General features: G+C 63.2%; 16 protein-coding genes. 8 read left to right on the forward strand and 8 right to left on the reverse strand.

The annotated features are described in order from the left end of the window. Positions 1-7 precede the first annotated feature (7 nt). The 6 genes from LB564_RS09975 to LB564_RS10000 all read left to right on the forward strand — a co-directional run bounded on the left by LB564_RS09975 (position 8) and on the right by LB564_RS10000 (position 6,911). Complete coding sequence (locus LB564_RS09975; protein ID WP_140710161.1) at positions 8-346, forward strand: P-II family nitrogen regulator; 339 nt, start codon at positions 8-10, stop codon at positions 344-346. A gap of 31 nt (positions 347-377) precedes the next feature. Continuing rightward, on the forward strand, positions 378-1,733 hold the full coding sequence (locus tag LB564_RS09980) for an ammonium transporter (protein WP_224537185.1): 1,356 nt from the start codon (positions 378-380) through the stop codon (positions 1,731-1,733). 324 nt (positions 1,734-2,057) lie between these two features. Further along, on the forward strand, positions 2,058-2,336 hold the full coding sequence (locus LB564_RS09985) for a hypothetical protein (protein ID WP_140710157.1): 279 nt from the start codon (positions 2,058-2,060) through the stop codon (positions 2,334-2,336). Between the two features lie 208 nt (positions 2,337-2,544). Continuing rightward, complete coding sequence (locus tag LB564_RS09990) at positions 2,545-5,214, forward strand: FtsK/SpoIIIE family DNA translocase (protein WP_224537187.1); 2,670 nt, start codon at positions 2,545-2,547, stop codon at positions 5,212-5,214. A gap of 135 nt (positions 5,215-5,349) precedes the next feature. Then, positions 5,350-6,030: an outer-membrane lipoprotein carrier protein LolA gene (locus tag LB564_RS09995; protein WP_224537802.1), complete on the forward strand. Its 681-nt coding sequence runs from the start codon at positions 5,350-5,352 to the stop codon at positions 6,028-6,030. A 74-nt stretch (positions 6,031-6,104) separates the two neighbouring features. After that, entirely contained in the window at positions 6,105-6,911 is an 807-nt protein-coding gene (locus LB564_RS10000; RefSeq protein WP_224537189.1) for an exodeoxyribonuclease III, read from the forward strand. 63 nt (positions 6,912-6,974) lie between these two features. Here LB564_RS10000 and LB564_RS10005 read toward each other — a convergent pair whose 3' ends face one another. Together LB564_RS10005 and LB564_RS10010 are read right to left on the reverse strand one after the other, a co-directional pair. Beyond that, positions 6,975-7,430, reverse strand: a complete 456-nt coding sequence (locus tag LB564_RS10005; protein ID WP_224537191.1) for a Crp/Fnr family transcriptional regulator — start codon at positions 7,428-7,430, stop codon at positions 6,975-6,977. Between the two features lie 121 nt (positions 7,431-7,551). Then, complete coding sequence (locus LB564_RS10010) at positions 7,552-8,235, reverse strand: response regulator transcription factor (RefSeq protein WP_140710149.1); 684 nt, start codon at positions 8,233-8,235, stop codon at positions 7,552-7,554. Positions 8,236-8,379: 144 nt separating this feature from the next. Here LB564_RS10010 and LB564_RS10015 point away from each other — a divergent pair, with 144 nt between their 5' ends. After that, on the forward strand, positions 8,380-8,916 hold the full coding sequence (locus LB564_RS10015) for a L,D-transpeptidase (protein ID WP_181173862.1): 537 nt from the start codon (positions 8,380-8,382) through the stop codon (positions 8,914-8,916). Positions 8,917-8,988: 72 nt separating this feature from the next. On the opposite strand, the gene LB564_RS10020 is transcribed toward LB564_RS10015, so the two are convergent. After that, the gene (locus LB564_RS10020) at positions 8,989-9,228 is read right to left on the reverse strand and encodes a hypothetical protein (protein WP_224537192.1); all 240 of its coding nucleotides are present in this window, start codon (positions 9,226-9,228) and stop codon (positions 8,989-8,991) included. Between the two features lie 165 nt (positions 9,229-9,393). On the opposite strand from LB564_RS10020, the gene gcvA reads away from it, so the two are divergent. Further along, on the forward strand, positions 9,394-10,326 hold the full coding sequence (gene gcvA, locus LB564_RS10025) for a transcriptional regulator GcvA (protein WP_224537194.1): 933 nt from the start codon (positions 9,394-9,396) through the stop codon (positions 10,324-10,326). 24 nt (positions 10,327-10,350) lie between these two features. Here the strand turns inward: gcvA and LB564_RS10030 are convergent, their stop codons facing one another. Genes LB564_RS10030 through LB564_RS10050 form a run of 5 tightly spaced genes read right to left on the reverse strand, consistent with a single transcriptional unit; the run spans position 10,351 to position 12,991 of the window. Continuing rightward, entirely contained in the window at positions 10,351-11,097 is a 747-nt protein-coding gene (locus tag LB564_RS10030) for a glycosyltransferase family 25 protein (RefSeq protein WP_224537196.1), read from the reverse strand. A gap of 14 nt (positions 11,098-11,111) precedes the next feature. After that, positions 11,112-11,528: a DUF1761 domain-containing protein gene (locus LB564_RS10035; protein WP_224537198.1), complete on the reverse strand. Its 417-nt coding sequence runs from the start codon at positions 11,526-11,528 to the stop codon at positions 11,112-11,114. Positions 11,529-11,549: 21 nt separating this feature from the next. After that, positions 11,550-12,275, reverse strand: a complete 726-nt coding sequence (locus LB564_RS10040) for a class I SAM-dependent methyltransferase (protein WP_224537200.1) — start codon at positions 12,273-12,275, stop codon at positions 11,550-11,552. Further along, positions 12,230-12,655, reverse strand: a complete 426-nt coding sequence (locus LB564_RS10045) for an EVE domain-containing protein (RefSeq protein ID WP_224537203.1) — start codon at positions 12,653-12,655, stop codon at positions 12,230-12,232. The genes LB564_RS10040 and LB564_RS10045 overlap by 46 nt, the downstream gene beginning before the upstream one ends. 39 nt (positions 12,656-12,694) lie before the next feature. Beyond that, positions 12,695-12,991 (reverse strand): YciI-like protein, encoded by a 297-nt coding sequence (locus LB564_RS10050; RefSeq protein ID WP_224537206.1) that lies wholly within the window; start codon positions 12,989-12,991, stop codon positions 12,695-12,697. Positions 12,992-12,999 lie beyond the last annotated feature (8 nt).

Below are 12,999 nucleotides of genomic sequence, written 5' to 3' on the forward strand. Positions count from 1 at the left end.
AAACCTTATGAAAATCGTGATGGCAATCATCAAGCCGTTCAAGCTGGACGAGGTACGCGAAGCGCTTACCGCCGTCGGCATCCAGGGCCTGACCGTCACCGAAGTCAAAGGCTACGGGCGTCAGAAGGGACATACGGAAATCTATCGCGGGGCGGAATACGCGGTCTCCTTCCTGCCGAAGATCAAGATCGAGGTCGCGGTCGCGGCGGACACGGTCGACAAGGCCGTCGAAGCCATCACCGCCGCGGCCAAGACCGGCCAGATCGGCGACGGCAAGATCTTCGTCTTCGGCATCGACCAGGCGGTGCGCATCCGCACCGGCGAAACAGACACCGACGCACTCTGAGCGGCGAACACGTATTCCAATGGAGAGTTCAATGAACATACCTTCCACCTTGAAGACGACGGGACGGGCGGCCCTGCTGGGTTCGCTTGCCCTGGCAGCGTTGGGCAGCGTCGCCGCCTTCGCGCAGGAAGCCGCACCTGCTGCCGCGGCGGCCGCGCCGGCTGCTGCTCCGACCCCGGTTCTCGATACGGGCAACACCGCCTGGATGCTGACCTCGACGGCGCTGGTGCTGATGATGACCATCCCCGGCTTGGCGCTGTTCTACGGCGGCATGGTGCGCAAGAAGAACGTGCTCGCCACTATCATGCAGAGCTTCGCCATCACCTGCCTGGTGACGGTGCTTTGGTTCATGTTCGGCTATTCGCTGGCCTTTTCCGACGGCGGCGGCATGAATGCCTATCTCGGCGGCTTCTCGAAATTCTTCCATCACGGCATCACCACGTCGACGCTGTGGGCGCCGGGCGTGGCGAACATTCCTGAATTCGTCTTCTCGATGTTCCAGATGACCTTCGCCATCATCACCCCGGCGCTGATTGCTGGCGCCTTCGCCGAACGCATGAAGTTCTCGGCGCTGCTGATCTTCATGGCACTGTGGCTGCTGGTCGTCTACGCGCCGATCGCGCATTGGGTCTGGGGCGGCGGCTTCCTCGGCGCGGCGGGCGTTCTCGACTTCGCCGGCGGCACGGTCGTCCACATCAATGCCGGTGTCGCGGGTCTCGTCTGCGCGCTGGTGCTTGGCAAGCGTGAAGGCTATGGCACCACCAACATGGCGCCGCACAACCTGGTCTACTCGGTCATCGGCGCTTCGCTGCTGTGGGTGGGCTGGTTCGGCTTCAACGCCGGTTCGGAACTGGCGGCCGACGGCCTCGCGGGCGCTGCCATGCTCAACACCCAGGTTGCCACCGCCGCGGCGGCCTTGGCCTGGATGTTCGCGGAATGGATCGTAGCCAAGAAGCCTTCCGTGCTCGGCATCATCTCGGGTGCCGTCGCCGGCCTCGTCGCGGTGACGCCGGCTTCCGGCTTCGTCAACCCGACCGGCGCCTTCATCGTCGGCATCGTCGCCGGCGTGGTCTGCTACATCTCGGCGGTCAAGGTGAAGCACATGTTCGGCTATGACGACTCGCTCGACGCCTTCGGCGTGCATGGCGTCGGCGGCGTGGTCGGTGCGTTGCTCACCGGCGTGCTCGCCGATCCGGCGATCAACAGCCTGTCGTCGGGCGCTTCGCTCGGCAGGCAGCTCTACGGTATCGTCTTCACCATCCTGTGGACGGCGATCGCCACCTTCGTGATCCTCTACATCGTCAAGGCGCTGGTCGGCCTGCGTCCGACGACCCAGGAAGAGGTCGAGGGCCTCGATATTTCCCAGCATGGCGAAGTGGTGCCGTAAGGCATCCTTGCCACGGGGCCGGCGGAACCCTCCTCCCGCCGGCCCCATACTTCCAGGCAATTCGGAAAACCGCGAAAGCACTTTTCCCGGATTGCTTTGAAAAGCATCCCGTCGTGACGCTCCCGCAAGGAGTTCACGCCTTGAGGCCCGGATCGCTCCGGGCCTCTTTTTTGGAAATCCGTTCTGACTTCACCTGACTTTGCGCAATCACATTCGCGTGATGAAGATTCCTGAGGAAACATCGACCGCCCTGCCCGCGAAATCATGGGGGCGATCGTCGTTCTGACGCTCGTGTTTTTTAAACACAGGGAAGGAACTTTTCTCATGAACCTCAAGAATATCTGCCTCGGGGCACTCGCGCTTTCCATGGTCAGCGGCTTTGCATTTGCCGGTGCCCTGGACGAGCCGGACAATATGGCGCCGTTCTTCACCGATACCGGCATGAAAACCATGAAGCCGATGGAGGAGTTCAAGGCGGCCTTCATGGCCATGCCGAAGGAGAAGCAGGACGCCATGATGAAGGAATGCCAAGATGCGGCGATGAGCAAGCCGCACGCGGAGTTCTGCGCCAATTTGAAGATGCTCGGCGGCGCCAGCAAGTAACGCGCGGCCCAAGCCAACGAATGGATGGCGGGCCACAAGGGCTCGCCATTTTCGTGCTGTGCGGGCACCAGAAGGTCGCAATGCCAAAGGACAGCCGCCGGCAGCCTTATAGTTAATGCGCCCTTAACCTTCCCACGCCTAGTCTGGCGTCCGAATCTGCCGGAGTGCGTCATGCGCTCGGGCCAGTCACGCACAGACGGGGAAGAGCATGCGTTCAGGGGCTTCAGCACCGCTCGCGCTGACCGATACGGGGCACGGCATCCAGGCATTCGCGCGGCGCCAGGTCGGCCGTCTGGTCGGCGCCGGCCTGTTCGCGTTCGCGGCCTTCGCCGTCGCCAGCCTGGCGACCTGGAACGTCGCCGACCCGAGCTTCTCGCATGCCACCGCCAACATCGTCACCAACGCCATGGGCTATGCCGGCGCGGTCTTCTCCGACCTTGCCATGCAGTTCTTCGGGCTTGCCGCCGTTGCCGCGCTGGTTCCAGCCGTCATCTGGGGCTATCTGCTGTTTTCGGCGCGCGGCGTCGACCGGATGCCCAAGCGCGGGCTGTTCTGGTTCGGCTTCGCGCTGCTCGCGGCGGCGATCGCCGGCTGCGTCGTTCCGCCCAAGACCTGGCCGCTGCCCACCGGTCTCGGCGGCGTCTTCGGTGACATGGTGCTCAAGATTCCCGGTGTCCTGATCGGCGGCTATCCGACCGGTCTGGTCGCCAGCGTGCTCGCGGTGTTGCTGGCGGCACCCGCGCTCTGGCTGTTCGCCTATGGCGCCGCGCTGATCGGGCGCAAGAACGGCTTCGCCGTCATGGAAGAACCGGCCGCCGCGGAACCGCGCGAGGACGAGCTTCTGTTCGACAATGACGAGGACGAGGGCGACGAGGGCATACTGGCGCTCGGCGCCATCACCCATTGGTGGCTTTCCTTCCGCGCGTGGATGCATCGCCGCGCGGCGCGCCGCCGGCAGGAGCGCGACGAGTTCGAACCCGACATGGAGCCACGCGCCAGCGCCTGGCGCCGCGCCGCCGAACGGGTCGAGTCGGCCGAGTTCGCCGAGCAGCGCATGAGCCATGACGGGCGCGCCCGTGTCGAACCGGAATTCTTCGCCGCGATGGTCAATGACCGCAGCGTCTCCGTCGATCCCGATGACGACGATGTCTTCGACGATCGTTTCGAAACCGGCGAGGACGATGTCGATCTCGACGATGAGCCTGTCGTCGCGCGCCGCGCGTCGCCGGGCGCCAAGGTCCAGCAGTTCCGCTCCGACGCCGCCACGCGTGTGGCCGCGCCGGCACCGCGTCCGGCTCCGGGCGGCCGCGTCCAGCGCGAGGCGCAGACCTCGCTGATCGGCCCGGACACGTTCGAAATGCCGTCGCTGCATTTCCTGTCCGAACCGAAGAACGTCGCGCGCGACCCAAGTCTTTCCAAGGACGCGCTGGAGCAGAATGCGCGCCTGCTCGAAGGCGTGCTGGAGGATTTCGGCGTCAAGGGCGAGATCATCGCCGTTCGCCCGGGCCCGGTCGTCACTCTTTACGAGCTCGAACCCGCGCCTGGTATCAAGTCATCGCGCGTCATCGGCCTCTCCGACGACATCGCCCGCTCGATGAGCGCCATCGCCTGCCGCGTCGCGGTGGTCCCGGGCCGCAACGCCATCGGCATCGAACTGCCCAATGCCAAGCGCGAGACCGTCTATCTCAGGGAAATCATGGCCAGCCGCGACTTCGAGACGACGAAGGCCAAGCTGGCGCTGGCGCTGGGCAAGACCATCAATGGCGAGGCGGTCATCGTCGACATCGCCAAGATGCCGCACGTGCTGGTCGCCGGCACCACCGGTTCGGGCAAGTCGGTCGCCATCAACACCATGATCCTGTCGCTGCTCTACCGGCTCACCCCGCAGGAATGCCGGCTGATCATGATCGACCCGAAGATGCTCGAACTCTCCGTCTATGATGGCATTCCGCATCTGCTCACGCCCGTCGTGACCGACCCGAAGAAGGCTGTCGTGGCGCTGAAATGGACCGTGCGCGAGATGGAGGACCGCTACCGCAAGATGTCCAAGGTCGGCGTGCGCAACATCGACGGGTTCAACGCGCGCGTGCAACAGGCCGAGAAGAAGGGCGAAAGGATCTCGCGCACCGTGCAGACCGGCTTCGACCGCCAGACCGGCGAGGCGATCTACGAGACCGAGAATCTCGATCTCGAGCCGATGCCCTATATCGTCGTCATCATCGACGAGATGGCCGACCTGATGATGGTCGCCGGCAAGGACATCGAAGGCGCCGTCCAGCGCCTGGCGCAGATGGCGCGCGCCGCCGGCATCCATGTCATCATGGCGACGCAACGTCCCTCGGTCGACGTCATCACCGGCACCATCAAGGCCAATTTCCCGACCCGCATCTCCTTCCAGGTGACGTCGAAGATCGACAGCCGCACCATCCTGGGGGAGCAGGGCGCCGAACAACTGCTCGGCATGGGGGACATGCTCTACATGGCCGGCGGCGGCCGCATCCAGCGTGTGCACGGGCCGTTCGTCTCCGACGACGAGGTCGAGAAGATCGTCGGACACCTGAAGCTGCAGGGCGTGCCGGAATATCTCGACGCCATCACCGAGGATGACGGCGAGGACGACGACGAGCCGTCCGGCAAGGGCGGCTCCGGCGGCGGCGGTGGCAATTTCGAGGATTCCGACGACCCCTACGATCAGGCGGTCTCGGTGGTGCTGCGCGACGGCAAGGCTTCGACCAGCTATATCCAGCGGCGTCTCGGCATCGGCTACAACAGAGCGGCCTCGATCATCGAGAAGATGGAGAAGGAAGGCATTGTCGGCCCGGCCAACCATGCCGGAAAACGCGAAATCCTGGTGCCGACCGAAGACGACAAATTCTGATGGACGCGGAGTTCGCGGCAACTTTGAACCTTCTGGCGCGTTCAAGCGACTGAGCAGCGATCGCCTCGCCAAACTTCAGCCCAACTGGGGGTTCACGACAGCGACCAAATCAGGAATCAGACAAGAGTGACCGATATGAAAAACGATCTTTCAGCGCTCAGCGATCTTGCCCCGACACGCCGCCAACTGCTTGGCCTCGGCCTTGTACTCGCGGGTGCCGCCGCGCTCAACGTGGTGCCCGGTTTCGAGCTGCTGGCCTCGGCACAGGCGGCGGTGCCGGCGGCGGCGCAGAAGATCGCCGACCATTTCTCCTCGGTCAAATCGATGAGCGGCGAATTCGTCCAGTTCGGCCCCAAGGGCGAGCAGACCGGCGGCAAATTCTTCCTGGAACGGCCGGGCAAGATTCGCTTCAACTACGACGGGTCGTCGAATTTCCGGGTGATTTCCGACGGCAAATCGGTGGTCATCCTCAACAAGAAACTGAACACGTCGGACCTTTATCCGCTGGCGAAGACGCCGCTGAAGCTGCTGCTCGACGATCGCATCGACCTCTCGGGCAACCGCGTCAAGTCCGTCAAGGAAGAGGACGACCTCACCACCATCAAGCTGTCCGACAAGTCGGTGTTCGGCAATGCGATGATCACCATGATGTTCGACCCGAAAACCTATGATCTGCGCCAGTGGACGATCACCGACGCGCAGGGCAAGGACACCACGGTGATGATCTTCAACACCAAGGAAGGTGTCAGCTTCGCGGCCGACACTTTTGCCATCGACTATACGGCCAACCGCGAGTTGAATACGAAAACCAGGTAGGCTTTCGCCGCCTCGCTTGTCTTTCCGGCGTGTGGCTGGCAGTAGTTCGGCGATCTCTCGCCGGACCTTGCCGCATGCCCTTTTCGATAGCGACCTGGAACATCAACTCCGTGCGCCTGCGCATGCCGATCATCGAACGCCTGCTCGATGAATATGCGCCCGATGTGCTTTGCCTGCAGGAAACCAAGGTCCCGGACGAACTGTTCCCCGAAAAAGCCTTTCGCAAGGTCGGCTATCCCTACATCGCCTTCCATGGCCAGAAGGGCTATCACGGCGTGGCGACGGTGGCGCGGCGGCCGATCGAGGTGGTCGAAAGGCGCCGCTTCTGCGACATCGAGGACAGCCGGCACCTGTCGGTGACGGTGCGCGCCGGCGGCAAGGCAATCCTGCTGCACAATTTCTACGTGCCCGCTGGCGGCGACGAGCCGAATCCCGAGATCAACAGGAAGTTCAGGCACAAACTCGATTTCGTCGCCGAGATGAACGCCATCCGGGCCGAGCACGGCGAGATGTCGGCCTCGGTGCTGGTCGGTGACCTCAACATCGCGCCGCTGGAGCATGATGTCTGGTCGCACAAGCAATTGCTCAACGTGGTCAGCCACACGCCGGCCGAGACCGAAAACTTCGAGGCGATGCGCCAGGCCGGCGGTTGGGTCGACCTGATGCGGCACAACGTGCCACCGGAGCAGAAGCTCTACACCTGGTGGAGTTATCGGGCGCAGGATTGGGAGGCGTCCAATCGTGGCCGGCGGCTCGACCATGTCTGGTCGTCGCCGAACCTGGTGCCCGATTTTACCGGCTACGAGATCCTGAGGGCGGCGCGCGGCTGGGACCGGCCGTCGGACCATGTGCCGGTCATCGCCAGGTTTGATCTGGATTAGCCCAAGGGTGGATGGCGGCTTCGGCTGATGTCGAAGGATAGGCTGCGACCGACGATTCAGAATTCACCCCGAAAAGCGGGGGGCCAGTTCCTCGATGCGGCGGATCATGTCGTGGAATTCCTCGGAGATGCGCTGGTGGAGCTTCACCGCGACATCGGGATACTCCTCCAGGATGCGCCGGAACATTTTGCGGCTCAGCCTTATCACTTCCGAATCGATTTCGGCCGAAGCGCTGGTCAGCCGATTGGTGTCGGCGATCAGCGCCAGCTCGCTGAGCATCGTGCCGGGGCCGGCTTTGCCAATCGGGAGGCGCTCCCCATTCTGCTCGCGATAGAGCACGATACGCCCGCTGACCACGACATAGGCCGAGTCGGCCACGTCGTCCTCGCGATAAAGCTTGTGGCCCGCCTGCACGAAAGTGGTCTCGGCACCGAAGGCGAGCAGGCGCAACTGTTCCTGCGTGAAGCCCTCGAAAAGCCTCACGGCGGACAGGATACGGATGTCGTCATCCAACGCCATCTCTAGCTGCGTCCCCGAACGGTCAGTCCAATCCCTCCTTCACGAGTCGATCCTGAATACCCTCCAACAGGATCGCACCCGAAGCGGCCCCGCCCAGACCGCTCATTGGATAATGAAATGTTTAAGGAACCAGCTTGTAGCCGCCGCTTTCTGTCACAAGAATTTCCGCATTGGAAGGATCGCGCTCGATCTTCTGCCGCAGACGGTAGACATGGGTTTCCAGCGTGTGCGTGGTGACGCCGGAATTGTAGCCCCAGACCTCCTCCAGCAGCACGTCGCGCGTCACCACCTTCTGGTCGGCACGGTAGAGATATTTGATGATCGAGGCTTCCTTCTCCGTCAGCCGCACCTTGCCGCCGCGCGGGTCGATGAGCAGCTTCTGGCTGGGTTTGAAGGTGTAGGGGCCGACCGAGAAGGTCGCGTCCTCGCTCTGCTCATGCTGGCGCAACTGGGCGCGGATGCGGGCAAGCAGCACCGCGAAGCGGAACGGCTTGGTCACATAGTCGTTGGCGCCAGCCTCGAGACCCAGAATCGTGTCCGAATCGGTGTCGTGGCCGGTCAGCATGATGATGGGAGCCTTGTAGCCGCCCTTGCGCAGGATTTTCACCGCTTCCCGGCCATCCATGTCGGGCAAGCCGACATCCATGATGAGCAGGTCGATGAGGCCGCCACGCGCGGCGGTGACGCCTTTTGCCGCAGTGGCTTCCTGCAGCACGTCGAATTCCTCGTAGAGGGACAGCTGCTCGACGAGCGTGCCGCGCAGGTCGTCATCGTCATCGACGATCAGGATGGTACGTGAGGTCATGGATCAATCCGTTGTTTTGAAAAGTGAATTCAGTTGACCGCTGCGTATTTATGCGGAAGCTGGCCAGCACAATAGCCGATCACAGTGATTTGTTCCGTGGCACGATCATACAAGAAAAAACGCGATCGCAATGCAGCCGGCGCAATTTTGCCAAAAGGGTTGCGCGTGCTGACCGTGCGGGCGAGGCCCGGCCACCCGAGCCAGGGCCTGCTGCAGGCCGGCAAAACGGTGTTTTCGTGCGCGCTGGGGCGCGGCGGGATCTCGGCCGGCAAGCGCGAGGGCGACGGCGCCACGCCGCTCGCTTCGATGCGCATTCTGGCAGGCTATTTCCGGGGAGATCAGTTTGCCACAGGCCGCAAAACACGCTTGGCGATGGCGCCGATCGGGCCGGATCTCGGCTGGTGCGAAGTGCCTGACGACCGCAACTACAACAGGCCGGTCAGGATACCCTACGGCGCCAGCCACGAACGCATGCGGCGCGACGACCGGCTCTATGACGCCTGCCTGGTGCTCGACTGGAATATCGCGCCGCGCCGACGCGCGCGCGGCAGCGCGATCTTCTTCCACCTGGCGCGTCCCGGCTTCACGCCGACGGAAGGTTGCGTGGCGGTGACCGCGCGTACGATGGCGCGGCTCCTGCCGCTGCTGTCGGACAGGACGGTGGTGAGGGTGGTGAGGTGAGGGGAATAGGGGAATAGGGGAATAGGGTGGGTGTATCCGGGCCGCTTTCCCTTAACCTACTCCCCTACTGCCTTACCTCCTTGGCTGCTGCCAACCGAGATCCAGCAACCCGATCCGGCCGAGTTCACGGTCCATGGCCTTCGCGATGTCCTTGCGGGCGGCGCCGATGTCGCGCAGCTGGCGATCGGACAGGTCCTCGACATTCTGGTGTGGCAGGTTGACCGCGACCCTGGCCTGACGCAGCCAGTCACGGACCGCCGACAGCCAGGAGGGCCGAGCGATGTATGCTGGGTGAAGAGCAATGTGAGACATGATCGTATCCGTACTCTCCGGACATCAAATCCGGTTTGATGGTGTTTTGATGTTTCGATCATGCCCGATTGAAAAACAGCCGGGAAACGAGTAGTTCTTTTCTCACCGTCAAGTTTTATTTGAGGATCGAGGCTCCATGAGCCGCTGTGGTCGGGTTACGCGTTGATGGCGGCGCTTCTGCCGGGAACGCGGGCGCTGAGGACGCTGGAGGCGGCGGCCAGGCACCTCAATTTCACCCGCGCCGCCGACGAGCTTGGGCTGACCCCGGCCGCGGTCAGCCACCAGATCAAGGAAATCGAGGATCAGCTCGGCTTCGTGCTGTTCACCCGCACCAGCCGCACCATCCGGCTGACGGAGGCGGGCACGGTGCTGTACGAGGCGGCGACCGACACGCTCGACCTGCTTGGCCGGGCCGTCATGCGGGCGCGCAAGCTGGCGCGCGGCACCGAATTCCTGAAAGTGACGCTGGACGCGCAATTCGCGGCGAAATGGCTGATGCGGCGCGTCGAGAATTTCCGCAAACAGCACCCAGGCATCGAGCTGAGGTTCGACATCGCCTATGGCTTGCGCGATTTCGATCTCGACGACGTCGATGTCGGGATCCGCTTCGGCGCCGGCAAATATCCGGGCCTTTGCGCGCACCGCCTGTTCGACAACATCATCATTCCGGTGTGCAGCCCAAGCCTGTTGAACTCCGGGCCGCCCCTGCGGGAACCGCGCGACCTGTTCAACCACACGCTTGCCCATATCGAATGGGCGCGCCAGGGCGTGACATGGCCGAACTGGCGCATGTGGATGGCGGCGGCCGGCGTGGACGATTTCGACGACAGCCGCACAGTCGTCTTCGGCACGTCGACGGATGCTGTCCAGGCGGCGCTCGACGGCAATGCAGTGGCGCTCGCTGATTTCGCCATGGTGGCGAACGACCTGTCAGAGGGGCGGCTGGTGCGGCCCTTCGAACTCAGCATCAGGGTTGCGCCGGAATTCGCCTATTTCCTGGTCTATCCCCAGGCCACGGCCGACGATCCCCGCATCGTTGCCTTCCGCGAGTGGATACTGGAGGAAGTTGCCAGGACGCGGACAGCGGACAAGCTGTAGGTCGCCGCGACCGGCAACGCCGATTCAGGACCGGGCGTTGTGGCCGAAGACCATCCTCGTGTACTTCTTCCACTTCCATTTCAGGCTTTTGTAGAGCAGCGGCTGCTTCTTGCCGGCGACGGAGGTGTGGAAGGCACCGTTCTCGCTGCCTTGTTCGGCGATCGGCCGCTCGAACCAGAGCATTTCAACCCCGAGCTTTTCGTCCATCTGCTCGATCTGGTGATCGATCGCCGTGGATATTTTGTTTTGCTCGATCCAGGCGCAGCGGGCCTCGGCGACGGGGCGCGTAATCAGGTAGGAATCGGCGCATCTTGCATGCAGCGCCGGATAGAGCCTTTGACCCTTCCGCAGCTTCCAGCTCGGGGTGTAATAGTTGCTGCCATTGCCGAGATAGATGACGGCCTTGCGGTTGGGATCGCCGAGTTCGGAGAGCCCCTGCCGGAACTTGGCGACAAAGTCGCGGGCCAGGAACACGTCGTCCTCGAACACCAGGCAATAGGGCTGGTCGGTCTCGAGGAAATCTCGCCAGATGCCAAGATGCTTGAGCGCTAGCGAGACCGCCGCCGGATGGGTAAAGCCGGGCGCGATCAATTCGTCGCGTATCTCCGGCGTGATGTCGGGCCGGTCCCAGTCGGTGTAGAAATAGACCGGCACACCGCGCCGCTCGAACTCCTTGACGATGTGGCGGCGCCTGTCCTCGTAGCCGTGCTTGACGTGGCAGATACGGGTGAAAACCAGGTCGCGAGGAAATCCGAAACTTTCCGCCAGCATCAAATCACCATCGTTCAGCTTGCCGCGGCGCCGAACCAGCCGATCACCGCGCCGATGATCAGCAATACGCCCAGCCAATGGCCGCCATCGATCAGGGTCAGGTCCCAGCCGAAATTCTCGTAGCGGTGGTTGACGGACAGCGTGGTGGCGACAAAGCCCAGCCAGAGCACGAAACCGAAGATCAGCCCGGCGAGCCAGGTCGGTTCACCACCCGTCATCGCGCCGACGACCAGCGCCATGATGGTGGCCATGAGCAGCTCGGCGATGAAGGAGATGACGAAGGGCAGCGGCGACTTCTTCATCATCGCCGGATTGAGCTTGGCGGCCTTCAGCCAGGGCTTGCTCAACGCCATGTACCAGGCGGCACCGAACAGCCATGCGACGACGGCGGCAGCAATCACCGCTATCCAGTTCACCGCGGAAAAATCCATGAGTCCCCCCTCCTGTTCGGTTTATGGAAACGCTTGTTCGGCGATGGCGTCAAGCAGGCGCCATACGGTCGTGCGCTTGACTTCGGCATCCTCTAGAGCCCGTGTCACCGGCACCTGATAGACGCCAAGCGGCTCCAGCCCCGATCGCGGCAGGTAGGACCGGCCGGGATCGCCGATCAGGATCTCGGCGCCACGCCGTTTGAGCACCGAAAACCACGGCATCAGCCGGTCGGCGAAGGGTTTGTCATAGAAGACGTCACCGGCCAGGATCACGTCCCAGCCGGCGTCGCTGCCGATACAGTCCGTGCCGAGGAATTCGATCGGAACACCGTTGGCCTCGCTATTGAGGCGAATCGCGGTGGCGCAGAACGGGTCGATGTCGGCCGCCGTCACCTGCGCGGCACCGGCCTTGGCGGCAGCGATGGCGACCAGGCCGGAGCCCGAGGCGAAATCGAGCACGCGCTTGCCCCGCACCATATAGGGATTATCGATGACATGGCGGGCGAGACCCTGGCCGCCGGCCCAGGCGAAGGCCCAGAAGGGTGGCGGCAGGCCGATTTCGACCAGTTCGTCCTCGGTCCGTTGCCAGAGATCGTGCGCTTCGTCGGCGAGATGCAGAAGAATCCCGGGCACATGCGGCGGCGCCATCAGCGCCGTGTTGTCGAGAATGAACTGCCTGGCGCTGTCGGGGGTGAGCGCCGTCACGGCGCCGGCGTCAAGCCGCCCATGCGGCAGACTTCCTTCCATTCGGCCGGCGTCACCGGCTGCACGGAAAGCCGTCCGAGCCGCACCAGCGCCATTTCCGCAAGCTTCGGATTGGCCTTGACGTCTCCCAGTGTCGGCGGATTTGGCACGTCCTTGAAGGCCCGAATATCAACGCACTCCCAGCGCGGGTCGTCCGACGTCGTGTCGGGATGGGCCAGCCCGCAGACCTCGGCGATGCCGACGATGTTGAGCCCTTCATTGGAATGATAGAAGAAGCCGAGATCGCCGACCTGCATGGCCTTCATGTTGTTGCGGGCGGCGTAATTGCGCACGCCGTCCCACTGCGTGCCGGCCTTGCCCTTGGCTTTCAGCATCTCGAAGGAGAACTTGAATGGCTCCGATTTGAACAGCCAGTAGTTCATTTTTTCTCCTCCTAGCGGCCCGGTCGCGGGCGACCTGATTTAACTAGCCGCAGGCTTGTTGAACGTCCAGTTCCACTGGCGGATTTCGACGCTTTCGAACAGCCCGGCCTTGGCATAGGGGTCCGCTGCCGATAAGGCCTGCGCACCCGCCAGATCGGGCGCCTCCACGACCACGAGACTGCCATTGGGCTTGCCGTCGGCATCGAGGAACGGACCGGCAAAGGCCAGTTTCTTGTCGCCGTTCAGCCCCTCGAGAAAGGCAACATGCTCGGGCCGCGTGTCGAGGCGCACCTGCAGGCTTGCGGGCTTGTCCTTGCAAATCAGTGCAAACAGCATGTCTTTCT

This window comes from Mesorhizobium sp. ES1-6 (genome assembly GCF_020164775.1).
GTDB lineage: Bacteria > Pseudomonadota > Alphaproteobacteria > Rhizobiales > Rhizobiaceae > Mesorhizobium.

Bases quoted from the DNA above. Each gene is read 5' to 3' on its own strand.
- LB564_RS10035 (WP_224537198.1), bottom strand. From the start codon at position 11,528: ATGGATTTTTCCGCGGTGAACTGGATAGCGGTGATTGCTGCCGCCGTC.
- LB564_RS09980 (WP_224537185.1), top strand. From the start codon at position 378: ATGAACATACCTTCCACCTTGAAGACGACGGGACGGGCGGCCCTGCTG.
- LB564_RS10000 (WP_224537189.1), top strand. From the start codon at position 6,105: ATGCCCTTTTCGATAGCGACCTGGAACATCAACTCCGTGCGCCTGCGC.
- LB564_RS10010 (WP_140710149.1), bottom strand. From the start codon at position 8,235: ATGACCTCACGTACCATCCTGATCGTCGATGACGATGACGACCTGCGC.
- LB564_RS10005 (WP_224537191.1), bottom strand. From the start codon at position 7,430: ATGGCGTTGGATGACGACATCCGTATCCTGTCCGCCGTGAGGCTTTTC.
- LB564_RS09995 (WP_224537802.1), top strand. From the start codon at position 5,350: ATGAAAAACGATCTTTCAGCGCTCAGCGATCTTGCCCCGACACGCCGC.
- LB564_RS09985 (WP_140710157.1), top strand. From the start codon at position 2,058: ATGAACCTCAAGAATATCTGCCTCGGGGCACTCGCGCTTTCCATGGTC.
- LB564_RS10020 (WP_224537192.1), bottom strand. From the start codon at position 9,228: ATGTCTCACATTGCTCTTCACCCAGCATACATCGCTCGGCCCTCCTGG.
- LB564_RS09990 (WP_224537187.1), top strand. From the start codon at position 2,545: ATGCGTTCAGGGGCTTCAGCACCGCTCGCGCTGACCGATACGGGGCAC.
- LB564_RS10045 (WP_224537203.1), bottom strand. From the start codon at position 12,655: ATGAACTACTGGCTGTTCAAATCGGAGCCATTCAAGTTCTCCTTCGAG.
- LB564_RS09975 (WP_140710161.1), top strand. From the start codon at position 8: ATGAAAATCGTGATGGCAATCATCAAGCCGTTCAAGCTGGACGAGGTA.
- LB564_RS10030 (WP_224537196.1), bottom strand. From the start codon at position 11,097: ATGCTGGCGGAAAGTTTCGGATTTCCTCGCGACCTGGTTTTCACCCGT.
- LB564_RS10040 (WP_224537200.1), bottom strand. From the start codon at position 12,275: ATGGAAGGAAGTCTGCCGCATGGGCGGCTTGACGCCGGCGCCGTGACG.
- gcvA (WP_224537194.1), top strand. From the start codon at position 9,394: ATGGCGGCGCTTCTGCCGGGAACGCGGGCGCTGAGGACGCTGGAGGCG.
- LB564_RS10050 (WP_224537206.1), bottom strand. From the start codon at position 12,991: ATGCTGTTTGCACTGATTTGCAAGGACAAGCCCGCAAGCCTGCAGGTG.